This window comes from Curtobacterium sp. A7_M15, assembly GCF_030705415.1.
Classification (GTDB): Bacteria; Actinomycetota; Actinomycetes; order Actinomycetales; family Microbacteriaceae; genus Curtobacterium.
Map to the genome: position 1 here is coordinate 1 of NZ_JAUZED010000092.1, position 14,482 is coordinate 14,482.

The 14,482-nt window shown below is 71.0% G+C and carries 13 protein-coding genes; 3 read left to right on the top strand and 10 right to left on the bottom strand.

Annotated features, from left to right (window positions below; genetic code table 11):
* Positions 1–170 precede the first annotated feature (170 nt).
* Complete coding sequence (locus Q7F20_RS14425; RefSeq protein WP_305740768.1) at positions 171–1,316, bottom strand: ABC transporter substrate-binding protein; 1,146 nt, start codon at positions 1,314–1,316, stop codon at positions 171–173.
* Positions 1,317–1,505: 189 nt separating this feature from the next.
* On the opposite strand from Q7F20_RS14425, the gene Q7F20_RS14430 reads away from it, so the two are divergent.
* Positions 1,506–1,943, top strand: a complete 438-nt coding sequence (locus tag Q7F20_RS14430; RefSeq protein ID WP_305740769.1) for a YdeI/OmpD-associated family protein — start codon at positions 1,506–1,508, stop codon at positions 1,941–1,943.
* A 134-nt stretch (positions 1,944–2,077) separates the two neighbouring features.
* Here the strand turns inward: Q7F20_RS14430 and Q7F20_RS14435 are convergent, their stop codons facing one another.
* The 8 genes from Q7F20_RS14435 to Q7F20_RS14470 form a co-directional block, all read right to left on the bottom strand.
* Positions 2,078–2,941: an NAD(P)H-hydrate dehydratase gene (locus Q7F20_RS14435; RefSeq protein ID WP_305740770.1), complete on the bottom strand. Its 864-nt coding sequence runs from the start codon at positions 2,939–2,941 to the stop codon at positions 2,078–2,080.
* Entirely contained in the window at positions 2,931–3,671 is a 741-nt protein-coding gene (locus tag Q7F20_RS14440; protein ID WP_305740771.1) for a histidine phosphatase family protein, read from the bottom strand. Before Q7F20_RS14440 ends, Q7F20_RS14435 begins: the two co-directional genes overlap by 11 nt.
* 33 nt (positions 3,672–3,704) lie before the next feature.
* Positions 3,705–4,676 (bottom strand): hypothetical protein, encoded by a 972-nt coding sequence (locus Q7F20_RS14445; protein WP_305740772.1) that lies wholly within the window; start codon positions 4,674–4,676, stop codon positions 3,705–3,707.
* Between the two features lie 293 nt (positions 4,677–4,969).
* On the bottom strand, positions 4,970–8,083 hold the full coding sequence (locus Q7F20_RS14450; RefSeq protein WP_305740773.1) for a glycoside hydrolase family 38 C-terminal domain-containing protein: 3,114 nt from the start codon (positions 8,081–8,083) through the stop codon (positions 4,970–4,972).
* 66 nt (positions 8,084–8,149) lie between these two features.
* Positions 8,150–8,980 (bottom strand): carbohydrate ABC transporter permease, encoded by an 831-nt coding sequence (locus tag Q7F20_RS14455; protein WP_305740779.1) that lies wholly within the window; start codon positions 8,978–8,980, stop codon positions 8,150–8,152.
* A gap of 68 nt (positions 8,981–9,048) precedes the next feature.
* The gene (locus tag Q7F20_RS14460; protein WP_370871693.1) at positions 9,049–9,999 is read right to left on the bottom strand and encodes a carbohydrate ABC transporter permease; all 951 of its coding nucleotides are present in this window, start codon (positions 9,997–9,999) and stop codon (positions 9,049–9,051) included.
* A gap of 111 nt (positions 10,000–10,110) precedes the next feature.
* A complete protein-coding gene (locus Q7F20_RS14465; RefSeq protein ID WP_305740774.1) occupies positions 10,111–11,469 on the bottom strand; it encodes an extracellular solute-binding protein in 1,359 nt (452 codons plus the stop codon).
* A gap of 304 nt (positions 11,470–11,773) precedes the next feature.
* A complete protein-coding gene (locus tag Q7F20_RS14470; RefSeq protein WP_305740775.1) occupies positions 11,774–13,018 on the bottom strand; it encodes an ROK family transcriptional regulator in 1,245 nt (414 codons plus the stop codon).
* 108 nt (positions 13,019–13,126) lie between these two features.
* Between Q7F20_RS14470 and Q7F20_RS14475 the strand changes: the two genes are divergently transcribed.
* Positions 13,127–13,582, top strand: coding sequence for a GNAT family N-acetyltransferase (locus Q7F20_RS14475; RefSeq protein WP_305740776.1), 456 nt, complete (start codon positions 13,127–13,129; stop codon positions 13,580–13,582).
* A 2-nt stretch (positions 13,583–13,584) separates the two neighbouring features.
* On the top strand, positions 13,585–13,914 hold the full coding sequence (locus Q7F20_RS14480) for an MGMT family protein (protein ID WP_305740777.1): 330 nt from the start codon (positions 13,585–13,587) through the stop codon (positions 13,912–13,914).
* Positions 13,915–13,942: 28 nt separating this feature from the next.
* Here Q7F20_RS14480 and Q7F20_RS14485 read toward each other — a convergent pair whose 3' ends face one another.
* The gene (locus Q7F20_RS14485; RefSeq protein WP_305740778.1) at positions 13,943–14,368 is read right to left on the bottom strand and encodes a DUF805 domain-containing protein; all 426 of its coding nucleotides are present in this window, start codon (positions 14,366–14,368) and stop codon (positions 13,943–13,945) included.
* Positions 14,369–14,482 lie beyond the last annotated feature (114 nt).

Below are 14,482 nucleotides of genomic sequence, written 5' to 3' on the forward strand. Positions count from 1 at the left end.
GACACGGGGTCCGGCGGCGCGGCGAGCGGTGGCACCGGCCGGCTGCCCGCTCGTGACGAGCGACGCCCCGGCCGGGGTCGCCCCGGCCGGCTGCCCACTCGTGACGGGCGTCGCCTCGGCTGCAGGAGCGGGAGCGGGTACGCCCGGTGCCGACGCGGTGGTCATGCTGGTCAGGACCCCATCGTCGCGGCCCACTTCGCCGACAGCACCTTCGCCGCGGCCGTGGCCTGCTCGTCGGTCAGCTCGACGGAGTCCTTCGGCGCACCGCCGGCGGCATCGAGGGCGTCCTGGTCGACCTTGCCCGACTTCTCGAGCGCGGCGAGGGTGGACGGGAACGCGCCGGCCTGGAGGTACAGGTTCTGCACGTCGGGGCTGGCGATGTACTCCTGCCAGAGGCGCGCAGCCGCCGGGTGCGGGGCGTCCTTGTTGATCGCCTGCGAGTAGTACGAGGCGAGGGCCTGGCCCTCGGGGACGACCGTCTTCCAGTTCTTGTTCCCGCTCGCGCCGGCCGCCGGGCCCCACGCGAGGTTGTTGTACGACCACTGGATCACGACGGGCGTCTCGCCCGAGGCGACGGTCGCCTGCGACGGCAGCACGTTCTGGAAGTTGCCCGCCTGCTTGAGTTTGCCGAAGTACTCGACGCCCTTGGTGATGTCGTCGGCCGAGCCGCCGTTCTCGAGCGCCGCCAGGTACACGGCGGACGCGGCCTGGTTCGCCTGGGTCGGGTCGCCGGCGATCGAGACCTTGCCCTTGTACTCCGAGCCGAGCAGGTCGTCCAGGTCCTTCGGGGCGTCGGTGATCTTCGACGAGTCGTAGCCGATCGACATCAACCCGGTGTAGTCACGGGTCCACTTGCCGTCCGAGTCCTTGAGGTCGTCGGGGATGTCCGACCAGTTCGCGACCTTGTAGTCGGTGAGCAGGTCGAGGTTCTGCTGCAGCACGGCGTTGCCGAGGTCGAGCACGTCCGGCGCGGTCGACTGGCCCTTCTGCGACTTGACCGCGGCGACCTCGTCGGCGCTCGACCCGTTCGGGTTCGCGGAGGAGACCTTGATGCCGTACTCCTTCATGAACCCGTCGATGATCTTTCCGTAGTTGGCCCACGACGGCGGCAGCGCGATGACGTTGAGCTGTCCCTCGGCCTTGGCGGCCGTGACGAGGGCGTCCATGCCGCCCGCGGACTCGGCGCTGGTGACGGTCCTCCAGTCGGTGCCGCTGTCGGAGCCGGCGGTCGCGGAGCTCGTGGCCGAGCATCCGGCGAGGGTGACGACGGCGGACGCGGCCAGGGCGATGCCGGCAAGGGTGCGCTTGTGCTGCACGAGGTGTGCCTTTCGGGTGCTGTCAGTACTTCGGGAGAGGCCGGGGGTCCGGTCCGGGACGATCGTGGACGCGGCCGGTTTCCGGTCCGTGGTCCGTCGGTGAACGGCGGCGGAACAGCGGGTTCACCTGTACGGTTTCGCTTGTCGGCACCGGTGCCGACCCGCTTCGGTCGAGTCCAGGAGGCACGGATGCAGTTCACGACGACGGTCCTGCAGGCGAGGAAGACGGCCACCGGCCTTCCGGTCCCGTCCGACGTCGTCGACGCGTTGGGCGCGGGGCGCCGCCCGCCCGTGGTCGTCACCCTCAACGGGACGTACACGTACCGGTCGTCGATCGGCGTGATGAACGAGCAGTCCCTCATCCCGCTGTCGGCGGAGCACCGTGCCGGCTCCGGGGTCGCGGCCGGGGACTCCGTCGAGGTGACGATCGAGGTCGACACGCTGCCGCGGGTGGTCGAGCTGCCCGAGGACCTCGCGTCGGCGTTGCAGGAGGCCGGGGTCCGTGCGGCGTTCGACACGCTGTCGAACTCGCGGCAGCGCGCGCTCGTCGACCCGGTCGTGCAGGCGAAGGCCCCGGAGACCCGGCAGCGCCGCATCGACAAGGCCGTCGAGGCGCTGCGCTCCTAGGCACGGGTCGACCCAGGCGTACGTGGTCGAATCGGGCGTACCTGGTCGAATCGGGCGTACCTGGTCGGAAGTTTCGTGCAGGTATGCCCGGAAGGATCAGGTATCGCGGGCGTTCTGGGAAAGAACGAGCGGCTTCAGGCGCCGAGTTCGACCAGCACGCGCGGGATCTCCGTCACGAGCTCGCTCGCCAGGTAGCCCAGCGGTCCGACCTGCACCGCAAGACGATCACCGGCCGCCGCGTGCACGTACGACGCCCACGCCACCGCCTGCGCCGGCTCGGCCCCGCGAGCGAGCAGACCGGTGACCGCCCCCGACAGGACGTCTCCGCTCCCGCTCGTCCCGAGGCCGCCGGAGCCGGTGCCCTTCAGCCAGCCGCGCCCGTTCGGGGTCGCGATCGCGTCGCCCAGTGCGACGACGGCGCCGAACCGCTGGGCGATGACCATCGCGTCGGCCACGTCGTCCCCGCTGCCGTCGCGTTCGAGCAGCCGCTCGGCCTCACCGGAGTTCGGCGTCATCACCAGGCGGCCGCGCAGGGGTGCCAGCCGGTCCCGGACGTCGATGGCCACGCCGAGGGCGAAGGCGTCGAGCACCACCGTCGTTCGGGGTCCGACCGCGTTCGCGAGCCCAGCGACGAGGTCGCGGGTGCCGTCCGGTGCGTCGAGCCCCGGGCCGACCAGGACCGCGTCGGCGCTTTCGGCCGAGTCCTCGATGCCCTCGATCGCACCGACGGCGATGTGGCCGTCCTGGTCCTCGTCGAGGGGTTCGACACCGGATTCCGGCACCGCGACAGCGACCTCGTGAGCGATGCTCCTACCGACCGCCAGCGTGAGCCGACCCGCGCCCACGCGCAGGGCGGCGAGCGCCGAGAGCATCGCAGCACCCGGTGTCCGGGCAGCGCCGCCGACGACGAGCACCTGCCCGCGCTCGTACTTGCCCGCGCCTGCCCCGGGGAGCGGCCAGTCACGGAGGAAGTTCGGGGTGACGGGTTCAACGGACATGTTCGTCGTCCTTCCGGCCGGTGTGCTCGGTGACCTCCTCGTCGTCGAGGTGCTCGACCGAGGAGAACTCCTCGAGGACCCAGGGCGCCCCGGCGTGCTCACGACGGAGTCGCGTGAGCGAGGCGTTCGCGACCGCGTTCGTCCGCGCGAACTCCATGAGCGCCGGCTCGTCGAGGTCGAGGCACACGGCGACGACCATCATCACGACGGCGTCGTGCGCGGCGACGACGAGGCGCTCGGTGCCCTCGAGCCGGTCGACGTCGGCGAGCGCCGAGCGGAGCCGCAGCATCACGTCGGCCCAGGACTCGCCGCCCGCGGGCCGGTGGTAGAACTTGCCGAGCCACTGCCGACGGCGTTCTTCGTCGGGGTGACGGTTCCGGACGCCCTGCAGGGTGTGCAGGTCGAGGACGCCGAGCTCGCGGTCGCGGAGGCGCTCGTCCACGCGTTTCGCGGGCTCGGTCAGTCCTCCGGCGGCGAGGGCGATCTCGATCGTCTGCTGCGCGCGCAGGTACGGCGACACCCACAGCGTCACGGGGACGTCGTCGATCCGCCGGTCGGCGAGTTCCTGCCCGAGGGCCCGGGACTGCTCCTCGCCGAGCGGACTCAGCGGGACGTCGGCGTCGCGGTAGGGGACGTCGATCAGGTCCTCGCCCGCTGCCTCGGCCCGCGCCGCGGCGACGTTGGCGACCGATTCACCGTGACGGACGAGCCAGATCTCCTGCACTGCCATGCCGCCACGCTAACCACGCGGCGCTGAACCGGCTCACCGCAGCGGTGCGACCGCGTCGTGTCGAGCACTCCGCACCGGGCGGACGACGCACGGCAGGCCCGCGGCACGGAACCGGAGCGACAGCGCGTCGAGGTCGAACAGCTCGCGCCATTCGATGCGGAGGACCACCCGGATACCCGGCACCGTGAGCAAACGGCCGTGACGACGTTTCTCGTCGAGGAACACCTCGGTCTGGTCCCGCCCAGCGAGGTACCGCTCCTGCGTGTACTTCGCACGGCCGTCGATCTCGACGACGACCCCCGCGGCCGGGAACCAGAAGTCGACGGCCGACCGGTGACCGCCGACGACGAACTCCTGTTGCAGCACGGGCTCGGGCAGGCCGAGCTCGCGGAAGACCACGCGCGCGAGGGACTCCGCCGGCGAGCCCGATCGGCCGTCGGCGAGCTCGAGGACCTGGGCGGCCCGAGCCCGACCGCGGGCATTCGGGTGCACGGCTCGCCACAGGTCGTCCCGGCGGACGCCGGTGCGCAGCGCCGCATCGGCCACGACCACCCCGGTCCGGAGGTCGGCCGTCATCGCGATGTCGACGACCGTCCGAGGAACCGTCGTGACCGCGATGTGCCCGGCGCGGACCCGCTCGGTGTCGGACACCGGCCGGGTGTGCAGGACGAGGTCCTGCGTTCGGGCGCGGTACATCGACTCCGGCACGGTCGCGTGGACGGGCGTACTCCATCCGCCGAGCGACGGCAGTCCGTGCACCGCGGCCGCAGATGCGTGGGAGGCCGTCGCCCGCTGCCCGAGCCGACCGAGCCGCGCGTACACACGAGTGACGTAGCGCTGCCGGGGCCCGGCTGCGTCCCACGCCGCCCCGTCCACGAAGGCGTTGGGACCTGCTCGGACGAGTCGGCCGGGGCCGTGCAGCCGTGTCCGTCGGCGGAGGGTGCTGGCGTCGAGGCCGGCTTCACGCAGGGTGGAGGCCCGCAGGATGGGCAGCGGTTCGTTCACGGACGAGACGATGCCCGACCAGCCACACGTTCCGCGGCCCGGTCTCGGGAACTGTGGACGCGCCTCCAGGCCCGCCGTGTTGTGGAGGACCAACGTTCCTTCCCATGACGGACGCGATGCCTGACGGAAACGGGCGTACCTGGTCGGAACTTTCGACCAGGTACGCCCGATTCGACGACCTACGCGCGAAACAGCCCGGCTCCGCCCGCACAGCAGGCCCGCAGCACGACGCCGGACGGAACGCACCCGTGTCCCGTCCGGCGCCGCGGTCCTTCGCGCCGGGGCCCGCTGCCTCAGGCCCGGCGCACCCGGAGGGTCACGATCTCGAAGGGCCGGAGCGTGAGCACGACCGGCTCCCCCGACTCCCACGAGTCCCCCAGCGGGCGTTCCAGCAGGTCCACCGCCGCCACCCCGGCGACGTCGAACTCGAAGTCGACGCCGACGTCCGCCGCCCGGCCGCCGGACGCCTCGTAGAGCCGCACGACGACGTCGCCGGAGCGGTCCTCGGCGAGCTTCACCGCCTCGACGAACACCTGCGGCGACGACACCGTGACGAGCGGGTCGACGGTGGTCGTCCCCTCGACGGTGCGCACCGGCAGGTTGAGCCGGTAGCCGGTGTCGGCGGCGTCGAGCACCGACTCCCCCACGCGCACCACGGTCCGGAACACGTGGTGCCCCTGGTCGGCGTGCGGGTCGGGGAAGGTCGGGGCGCGCAGCAGCGACTCCCGGACGAGCGTCGTGGTCCCGCCGTCCGCCCGGGTGGTGCGCGTGATGTCGTGCCCGTACGTGGAGTCGTTCGCGACGGCGACGCCGAACCCGGGCTCGGCGACGTGCACCCAGCGGTGTGCGCTCGTCTCGAACCGCGCCATGTCCCACGAGGTGTTCTGGTGGGTCGGGCGGTCGATGTGGCCGAACTGGATCTCGCTCGAGGCCGATGCCGCGCGGACGTCGAGCGGGAAGGCGAGCTTGAGCAGCTTCTGGCGCTCGTGCCACTCGACCTCGGTCTCGATCGTGAGTTCCGGCTGCCCGGCGACCGCGGAGTACCGGGTGGTGAGCGTCGAGGAACCGAACGAGCGCGCGACCACGAGGTGGTCCCCGTCGATCGACACGGACGACGCCGACAGCACGGTGCCGCTGCGCTGGTAGGCGCGGTCGATGTCCCACGCCTCCCACTGGTTCGGGGTGTCGCGGAAGACGGTGTACTCGGCGGCCGCCGCCGCCGGAGCGACGGCGTCCCGTCCGGTCGCGTGGTCGACGAGGGACACGAGGTGGCCGGCTGCGTCGACGGTCGCCGTGACGACGCCGGTGTCGAAGACGAAGCGGTCGCCGTTCCGCACGGGAGGCACGGGTCGCGGTTCGTCGCCGAGCGAACCTCCCAAGGGGGTTGCGTCTCCCGCCGCGACCGGCGACGCGTTGAAGCGCACGACGTTCCCCGTCGAACCGCTGCCCCCGACGACACCGGCACCCGCTGGTGCGTCGAGCAGCGCGCTCCCGCCCGTCGCCCGGGCGGTCGACGACGCACCGACCCCGGCGAGCGCCGCGGCACCGCCGTTCGCGAGCGCCGTCGTGGCGTTGCCGATCAGGCCCTCGAGCACGCGGGCGACCTCGGCGTAGTTCGCCTCGGCGTTCTCGTACACCCACGCGATCGAGGACCCCGGCAGGATGTCGTGGAACTGCTGCAGCAGGACGGTGTGCCAGGCCTGCTCGAGCTCCTCGTACGGGTAGTCGAGCCCGAGTCGGACGGCGGCGGTGGACGCCCAGAGCTCGGCCTCGCGGAGCAGGTGCTCGGAGCGGCGGTTGCCCTGCTTCGTGCGGATCTGCGAGGTGTACGTGCCACGGTGGAACTCGAGGTACATCTCGCCGGACCAGACCGCGGGCGTCGGCAGCGCGGCCTCGACCTCCTCGAAGACCTGCGCCGGGGTGCCGAGGTCGACCCGGGGGGATCCGTCGAGGTCGTGCTGGCGCCGGGCAGCGGCGACCATCTCCCTCGTGGGTCCGCCGCCGCCGTCGCCGAAGCCGTAGAGCAGCATCGAGGTGTTCGCGACCCCGCGCTCCTTGTTCTGCCGCTCTCCGCGGTGGAGGTCGTCGGGCGAGACGTCCGAGTTGTAGGTGTCCGCCGGGGGCAGGTGCGTGAGGACCCGCGAGCCGTCGATGCCCTCCCAGTGGAACGAGGTGTGCGGGATGACGTTCGTCTCGTTCCACGAGGGCTTCTGCGTGACGAACCACTTCGAGCCCGCTGCCCGGACGATCTGCGGGAGTGCGCCGGAGTACCCGAAGGAGTCCGGCAGCCAGGCCTCGGGGGTGTCGATGCCGAACTCCTCGAGGAAGAACCGCTTGCCCGCGACGAACTGCCGCGCGAGCGCCTCGCCCCCGGGCAGGTTGGTGTCCGACTCGACCCACATGCCGCCGACCGGGATCCAGCGACCCTCGGCGACGCGCTCCTTGATGCGGGCCCAGATCGACGGGTAGCCGTCACGGATCCAGGCGTACTGCTGCGCCGAGGAACACGCGAACGTGAAGTCGGGGTCGCGGTCCATCAGGTCCAGCACGTTCGAGAACGTGCGGGCGCACTTGCGGATGGTCTCGCGCACCGGCCAGAGCCAGGCGGAGTCGATGTGCGCGTGCCCGACGGCGATCGCGCGTCCGGCCGATCCCGACGCGCCGACGGCCAGCAGGGGCGCGAGGACCTCGCGGGAGGCCGCGGCGGTGCCGGCGACGTCGTCCGGGTCGAGGGCGTCGGCCGCACGTTCGAGCCCACGGAGGATGTCCGCCCCCCGGGTCCCGTCGGTGGGCAGGACGGCCATCAGGCCCCGGAGGACCCAGAAGTCCTGCTGCAGCTCCCACACGGTGTCGTCCCGCTCGACGATCTCGAGCGCCCTGACCCGGTAGATCGGCTTCGTCCCGGCCGTGGAACGTGACCCGAGCGGGGTGGCCCCCTGGAACGAGTCGCCGCCGATGTCCGGGTTCGCCGCGGCCTCGACGTAGAGCTCGAACGACTCGCCGGGCCCGACCTCGAGCGGGACGGTGTCGTTCTTGGGCTCGATGCCCTTGACCGTCGAGCCGTCCGGCCGCCATGCGAGCCCCTCGGCCTGGAACCCGGGGTGGCGCTTGGTGAACCCGAGGTCGACCCGGAGCTCCGCCGTCGTACCGGGTGCCGTCCCGAAGTCCTCCGGCACGGTGCCGCGGATCCGGAACCACGTGGTGCCCCACGGTCGACCGCCCCAGGAACCGCCCACCGTGAACGGCTCGTAGTCGGCGGCGACCGCGACGTCGAACGGGACCGGCTCGTCCGGCACCGTCCACGCGGCGATCTCCACCGGTGCGGACCGGCGTAGGACGGCGGGGTCGATGCGGTCCCGGACGAGTCGGGCGATCCGGGCTTCGACGAGAGGTTCGTCGTGGTGCATGGAGGTGGTTCCTTTCCAGCGGGACGGGAAGCGGGACGGTGTTCGGGACGGGCCGCGGGACGGGCGTCAGCCCTTGATGCCGCCGGCGAGGGCGTTGCCGCCGCCGAGGCCCCGGGACACGAGGACGTAGAGGGCGATGACGGGCACGGAGTAGATGATCGAGAAGGCCGCGAGCTGCCCGTACGCCACCGCCCCGTACTGCCCGAAGAAGTTGAAGATGCTCACCGCGGCGGGCACCTTGTCGGGCGAGAGCAGCAGGACGAAGGGCACGAAGAAGTTCCCCCACGCCTGGATGAACACGAAGATGAACACCACGGCGATCCCGGGACGCATGAGCGGGACCACGATGCGCGTCAGGGTCGTCATCATCGAGGCGCCGTCGGTCCACGCCGCCTCCTCGAGGGAGATCGGCACGGAGTCCATGAAGTTCTTCGCCATCCAGATCGCCATCGGCAGCGAGGTCGCGGCGAGGAAGAAGATGCAGCCCCACACGTTGTCGATGAGGTTGAGCGACACGAACAGCGCGTAGACCGGCACCATCATGGCGGTGATCGGCAGGCCGGTGCCGAACAGGATCCCGTACAGGAACGGCTTGTTGACGCGCATCTTGTACCGGGACAGCGGGTAGGCGGCGAGCAGCGCGAAGACCACGGTGACGAGCGCCGTGCCGCCGGAGATGAGCAGGCTGTTCGCGAGCGGGATGAACGACAGCTCCGGCGTGAGGACCTTCTGGAAGTTGTCGAGCGTGAACTGCGACGGCACCTTCACGGACAGCGACGCGTCGGGGTCGACCGAGGCGAGCACGAGCCACAGGAGTGGCACCGCGAAGCAGACCGCGATGACGAGCAGCACGATGTTCGACACCCAGCGCATCGTCCGCCCGCGCGGCGAGGTCATGTGCAGCGCACCGGGCGCGGTCACCGATCGGGTGGTGGTCTGGTCGAGGGACGGGGCAGTGATGGCCATCAGTCCACCTCCGGCTTCAGTGCCTTGATGTAGATGATCGAGAACACCGCGCCGACCACGAGCAGGATCGTCGCGATGGCGGTGCCGAAGCCGAGCTGCGAGAACTTGAAGGCCTCCTGGTAGGCCAGGATCGGCAGCGTGGACGAGTCCGTCCCGGGGCCGCCGGCGGTCATCACGTAGATGAGGGTGAACACCGACAGGGTCTGCAGGGTCGTCAGCATGAGGTTCGTCGAGATCGATCGGCGGATGACGGGCAGCGTGATGTAGACGAGGCGCTGCCAGCCGGTGGCGCCGTCGACCTCGGCGGACTCGGTGATCTCCTCGGGGACCTCCTGCACGGCGGCCGAGTACACGAGCATCGAGAACGCGGTGCCGCGCCAGATGTTCGCGAGGATGACGGCGAGCATCGGGTACGTGTACAGCCAGTTCGGCCCGCTGATGCCGATCGAGGCGAGGAACTCGTTGAGTGTGCCCTTGTCGTTGAAGAACGCGTAGGCGGCGAACGACGCCACGATCTCGGGCAGCACCCACGCGGCGACGACGAACGTGCCGACGACGGCGCGGACGACCTTGTGGGCGCTGCGCATGAGGAGCGCGAGTGCGAGGCCGAGCACGTTCTGCCCGACCACGGCGGAGGCGAGCAGGAAGACGATGGTGAGGATCACGGACTTCGGGAAGTCCGGGTCCTGGAACAGCTCGACGTAGTTCTTCAGGCCGACGAACTGCTGGTCGGCCGCGCCGACCCCGGTCAGCGCCGAGTTGGTGAACGACCCGTAGAACGACGAGATGACGGGGCCGAGCAGGAAGATGACGAGGAGGACGACGGCGGGGAGGAGCGGGACGGCTCGTCCCACGTTCCGCAGCGGCTTCCGCTTGCGCGGGACCGGCGGATCGGTGCGCTTCGGCGCACCGGGCGCCGACAGCGTCGGCGCGAGGGGGGTGCTGGACACGGTGGTTGCCTTCCGGGTGCGGAGAGGGGTTCCGAAGGTGGGGAGAGATGGACGGGAGGCGCGGCGCACGACGCGAGCCGCGCCTCCCGTCCGTCAGGTGGCGCCGTCTCGTCAGCCGGAGACGGTGTTGTCCTTGCCGACCACCTGTTCGACGGACTTGTCGTACGCGGCAGCCGCTTGCTTCGGCGTCTGCTGCCCGGTCATGACCGACTCCATCGCGACCTGGATGGCGTTGGAGACCTGGGAGTACTCACTCGTCGCCGGGCGGAAGTTCGTGTGTTCCACGAGCCCGGAGAAGAACTTGAACGTCGGGTTGGACGCGTCGTACGTCGGGTCCTCGGCGACGTCCTTACGGACGGCGATCTGGCTGTTCTCGATGTCGTACTTCAGCGAGCCCTCCTGGTTGAGGAAGGTCGAGATGAAGTCGAACGCGGCCTGCGGGTTCTTCGAGTTCTTGCCGACCGCGAGGGTCCAACCGCCGGACATCGAGTTGTAGCCGGGAGCCTGGCCGTTCTGCGTCGGCATCGGCGCCTGGCCCATCACGCTCGACCACTCGGGCCACGGCGCGGTGCCGGACTTCAGCCACGTCCCCGACTGCCACGACCCGTCGAGGTCGATCGCGAGCTGGCCCTTCGGGAGCCACGTCTGCGCGATCGTCGTGCCGACCTGGCTGTCGAGCGCCTGCTGCGGTGTCGGGCCGAGGCCGCCCTGGTAGACGTCCTTGATGAACTGCAGCGAGTCCACGAACTGCTTCGAGCCGGTGACCCACTTCTTGTCCTTGTAGAGCGTGTTGCCGGAGCCGTCCGCGCCGTAGAGGAGCATCTCGAAGCCCTGCATCGTCGACGCCTCACCCTGGGGCTTGCCGGAGTAGACGTTGAACGGGATGACGCCCGGGTCCTTCTCCTTGATGGTCTTGGCGGCCGCGAGGACGTCGTCCCAGGTCTTCGGCTGCCACGGGACCGGCAGGCCGACCTTCTTGAAGATGTCCTTGTTGTACCAGAGGGCACGGGTGTCGGTGCCCATCGGGATGCCGTAGGTCTTGCCGTCGACGCCTTCGCCGGCCTGCTTGGCGTTGTCGTAGAACTGGCTCCAGTCCTTCCACTTCGCCGTGTACTCGTCCAGCGGCAGGAGGTAGCCGGCCTGCGCGTCGGCCTTGATGAGGAAGGTGTCCTCGTACATGACGTCCGGTGCGGTCGCCGGCGCCTTGTTCATGAGGGCGAGCTTCGTGTAGTAGTCGTTCTCCTGCGCCTGGATGGGCACGAGTTCGACCTTCTTGCCCGGGTTGTCCTTCTCGTACTGCTTCTTGACGACCTTCATCTGGGCGTCGAGCTGCTGGAAGGCACCGAACTTCTGGTACGCGATCTTGATGGTGTCGCTCGAGGCGGAGCCTGAGCTGGAACAACCAGCCAGGCCGACCGCGGCGACTGCCACGGCTGCGAGTCCGGCGATGATTCGGGTGCGGCGTTTCATCGGTGCTCCTTTGCACGGGATGTTCGCGGGCTCCGTCACCCGCGCGCAGGGATTACTCCACCGTATTGACTTATCCGTGTCAAGGGGTGCCGCGTGTCGATTCGGTCACGCCCTCGGGCGTCTCGAGGGTTCGCGTGTGCGCGGGCGCGCCGCGCTTCGTGAGCAGGAATGGTCGGGTCCGCAGCACGGACCCGACCATTCCTGCTCACTGGGTCACGCCGGTTCTGCTCACCTGACGGACGGGAGGCGCGGGTCGGCCCCGCACCACGCCTGGCGTCCTGCAGGAGGTCGCGACCGACGTCCGTCAGCGACGGATGAGGAGGGCGCTCGCCCGCGGGGACAGCGCCGCGTCGAGGACGAGGCAGGCCGCACCGACCGCCGCCACGTCCGCCCCGCGGCCGCTCTCGGTCACGAGGACGGGGTGCTTCGGCACGAGCAGCGGCGAATCGACGATCGCCGCTAGCGCAGCGGGCAGTGCAGCGCTGGCGATCCGCGACCAGAACGGGCCGCCGAACACCACGCGGTCGATGTCGAGCAGGTTCACGATGAGGACGACGGCGTTGCCCATCACGGCCCCCGCCTCGGCCGCGAGCCCCACGGCGACCGGGTCCTCGGCATCGATCGCCGCGCCGAGCGCGTCCCAGGCACGGTCGACCGCCGCGACGTCGGCGGGAGCGCCCCCGAGTGCGAGGCCCCGGGCCTCGGCGATGTGCACCAGACGGTCCGGTGCGACCGCCGCCCCGACTTCACCCCGTGCGCCCTCGCCGTCGGGCGTCCCGGCGAGGCCGAGCTGGTCGACCATGATGTGCCCGGCGTCACCGGCGTTCGAACCGACCCCGCGGACGGGCTCGTGGTCGACGGCGAGGCCCACGCCGAAGCCGGTGCCGAAGTAGACGAAGGCGAAGTTCCGCGCCGAGGACTCCCCGGCGAGGAACATCTCCCCCACCACGGCCGCCGTGACGTCCTTCTCGAGGAGCACCGGGTACCCCGTCGCCTCGGCGAGGGCGTCCCGGAGCGGGACGTCGCGCCACCGCGGCAGGAAGGGCGGGTCGAGCACGACGCCGGCGTCGACGTCGATCGGCCCCGGACTGGCGATGCCGACCCCGAGCACGGCCTCGACGTCGACGCGGGCACCCGACACGAGCTCGTCGATCGAGGTCGCGATGGTCCGGACGACCTCGGAGGGGTCGTCCGCGGTCGGGGTCGACGTGGTGCTCGACGCGATCACGGTGCCCGCGAGGTCGAGCAGCACGTACGTCACGACGGCCGGGTCGACGTGCACCCCGACGGCGTAGCGGCTGCCGGCCTCGAGTCGCAGGATGGTGCGGGGCTTGCCGCGACCGGACACGACCGTGCCCGACTCGGCGATCATCCCCGCCTCGATGAGGAACCTCGTGACGTTCGACACCGTCTGGGCACTGAGGCCCGTGCGGGAGGCGAGCTCGACGCGGCTCAGCCCGTCCGGGGAGCGGCGCACGGCGTCGAGCACCACCGTCCGGTTGAACCCGCCGATCGACGGCAGGTTCGCCCCGCGCCGATGCTCTGCCATGCCGCGACCATACCGCGCCGGTCGAGCGCGCACGGGCGGCACAACGGTGCGGTATCGGTCTCCCGCCCCGCTGGCACCCGCACGGGTGGCACGGCTACCCTGAGCGGCATGACGGACCTCCGCCTCGAAGAACTCTCCGCGTCGACCGCTGCGGCGGCGAACTCCCTGACGCTCAAGCCCGGGCAGGAGCAGTTCGTGCAGCCGACGACCTACGGCGTGGCGGAGTCGGACGTGAAGCCGAGCTCGGCGTGGACGCGCGTGGTCCTCGACGGCGACGAGGTCGTCGGCATGATCATCGGCACCTTCGACCAGGACAACGCCGAGGAAGAGCTGCGCAGCGCGATCTGGCGGGTGAACGTCTCGGCGAAGGCCCAGGGCCGCGGCGTCGGCCGGTTCGCCGTGCACGGCCTCGCCGACGAAGCCCGCAACCGTGGGCTCGAGCGACTGACCGTGGTGTACGAGCCCGGTGGCGACGACAGCCCCGAGGCGTTCTTCCGTGCCGTCGGGTTCGAGGTCGTCCGCGAGACCCAGTACGGCGACCACTTCGCGGTCCTGACGCTGTAGCCGTGCCCGACGACGCGGACTTCGGCGCGGCCGTCGCCGAGGTCGTCCGGCTCATCCCCGCCGGTCACGTCATGACCTACGGCGACGTGGCAGCGGCGCTCGGCTCCCGAGCGTCCCGAGCCGTCGGCAAGGTGATGGCGCACGAGGGCTCCGACCTGCCGTGGTGGCGCGTGGTGCGGTCCGGCGGACTGCCCCCGGTGCACCACGAGGCCCGGGCGCACGAGCACTACCGCGCCGAGGGGACACCGCTCGTGCAGGGGAAGACGACCTGGCGGATCGACATGCGTCGCGCCCGTTGGTCACCCGACACGGACGCGGACGACCCGTTCTGATCGGCGGCCGTCGGCCACGGGCCCGTGCTCAGGCGTCGAAGCGGGCGCCCTTCGGGTTCGACGGCAGCAGGAACATCACGAAGAGCACGAGCGAGCCGATCCCGGCCACCACGTGCAGGAACTGCCAGAAGCCGGAGAGGTTCGCGTCGTGCAGCCGTCGGGCGCCGAGGGCGAGGGATCCGATCAGCGTCGCGAGCCCCCACAGCACGAACAGGTAGGAGCCGACGGGGTTCTCGAGCACCGGGGTGTCCGGCGTGAACACCTGCGGGACGAGCTGCAGCACGAGGCCGATCGCGAACGACGTGATCCACCACCACCAGAACTCGGAGCGGGAAGCCCGCCCGTTGAACACGGTGTACTTCCGCCAGAACCGCCGGACGGCCTCGGTGAAGGGTGCCCCGTAGAAGGGGTCGCGCAGGGCCACTCCGCCGGGCTGCACGCTGTCGTCGCTCATGGGTCCACCCAATCACGTGACGCCGCGCGGTCGCGCCCGGACACGGGCATCGCGCCCCGGAGAGTCGGGGCGCGATGCCTGCTGCGGGGCGCGGCCCGCAGCCTCAGGGCCGGG

Bases quoted from the DNA above. Each gene is read 5' to 3' on its own strand.
- Q7F20_RS14475 (WP_305740776.1), top strand. From the start codon at position 13,127: ATGACGGACCTCCGCCTCGAAGAACTCTCCGCGTCGACCGCTGCGGCG.
- Q7F20_RS14485 (WP_305740778.1), bottom strand. From the start codon at position 14,368: ATGAGCGACGACAGCGTGCAGCCCGGCGGAGTGGCCCTGCGCGACCCC.
- Q7F20_RS14440 (WP_305740771.1), bottom strand. From the start codon at position 3,671: ATGGCAGTGCAGGAGATCTGGCTCGTCCGTCACGGTGAATCGGTCGCC.
- Q7F20_RS14465 (WP_305740774.1), bottom strand. From the start codon at position 11,469: ATGAAACGCCGCACCCGAATCATCGCCGGACTCGCAGCCGTGGCAGTC.
- Q7F20_RS14430 (WP_305740769.1), top strand. From the start codon at position 1,506: ATGCAGTTCACGACGACGGTCCTGCAGGCGAGGAAGACGGCCACCGGC.
- Q7F20_RS14435 (WP_305740770.1), bottom strand. From the start codon at position 2,941: ATGTCCGTTGAACCCGTCACCCCGAACTTCCTCCGTGACTGGCCGCTC.
- Q7F20_RS14470 (WP_305740775.1), bottom strand. From the start codon at position 13,018: ATGGCAGAGCATCGGCGCGGGGCGAACCTGCCGTCGATCGGCGGGTTC.
- Q7F20_RS14450 (WP_305740773.1), bottom strand. From the start codon at position 8,083: ATGCACCACGACGAACCTCTCGTCGAAGCCCGGATCGCCCGACTCGTC.
- Q7F20_RS14455 (WP_305740779.1), bottom strand. From the start codon at position 8,980: ATGACCTCGCCGCGCGGGCGGACGATGCGCTGGGTGTCGAACATCGTG.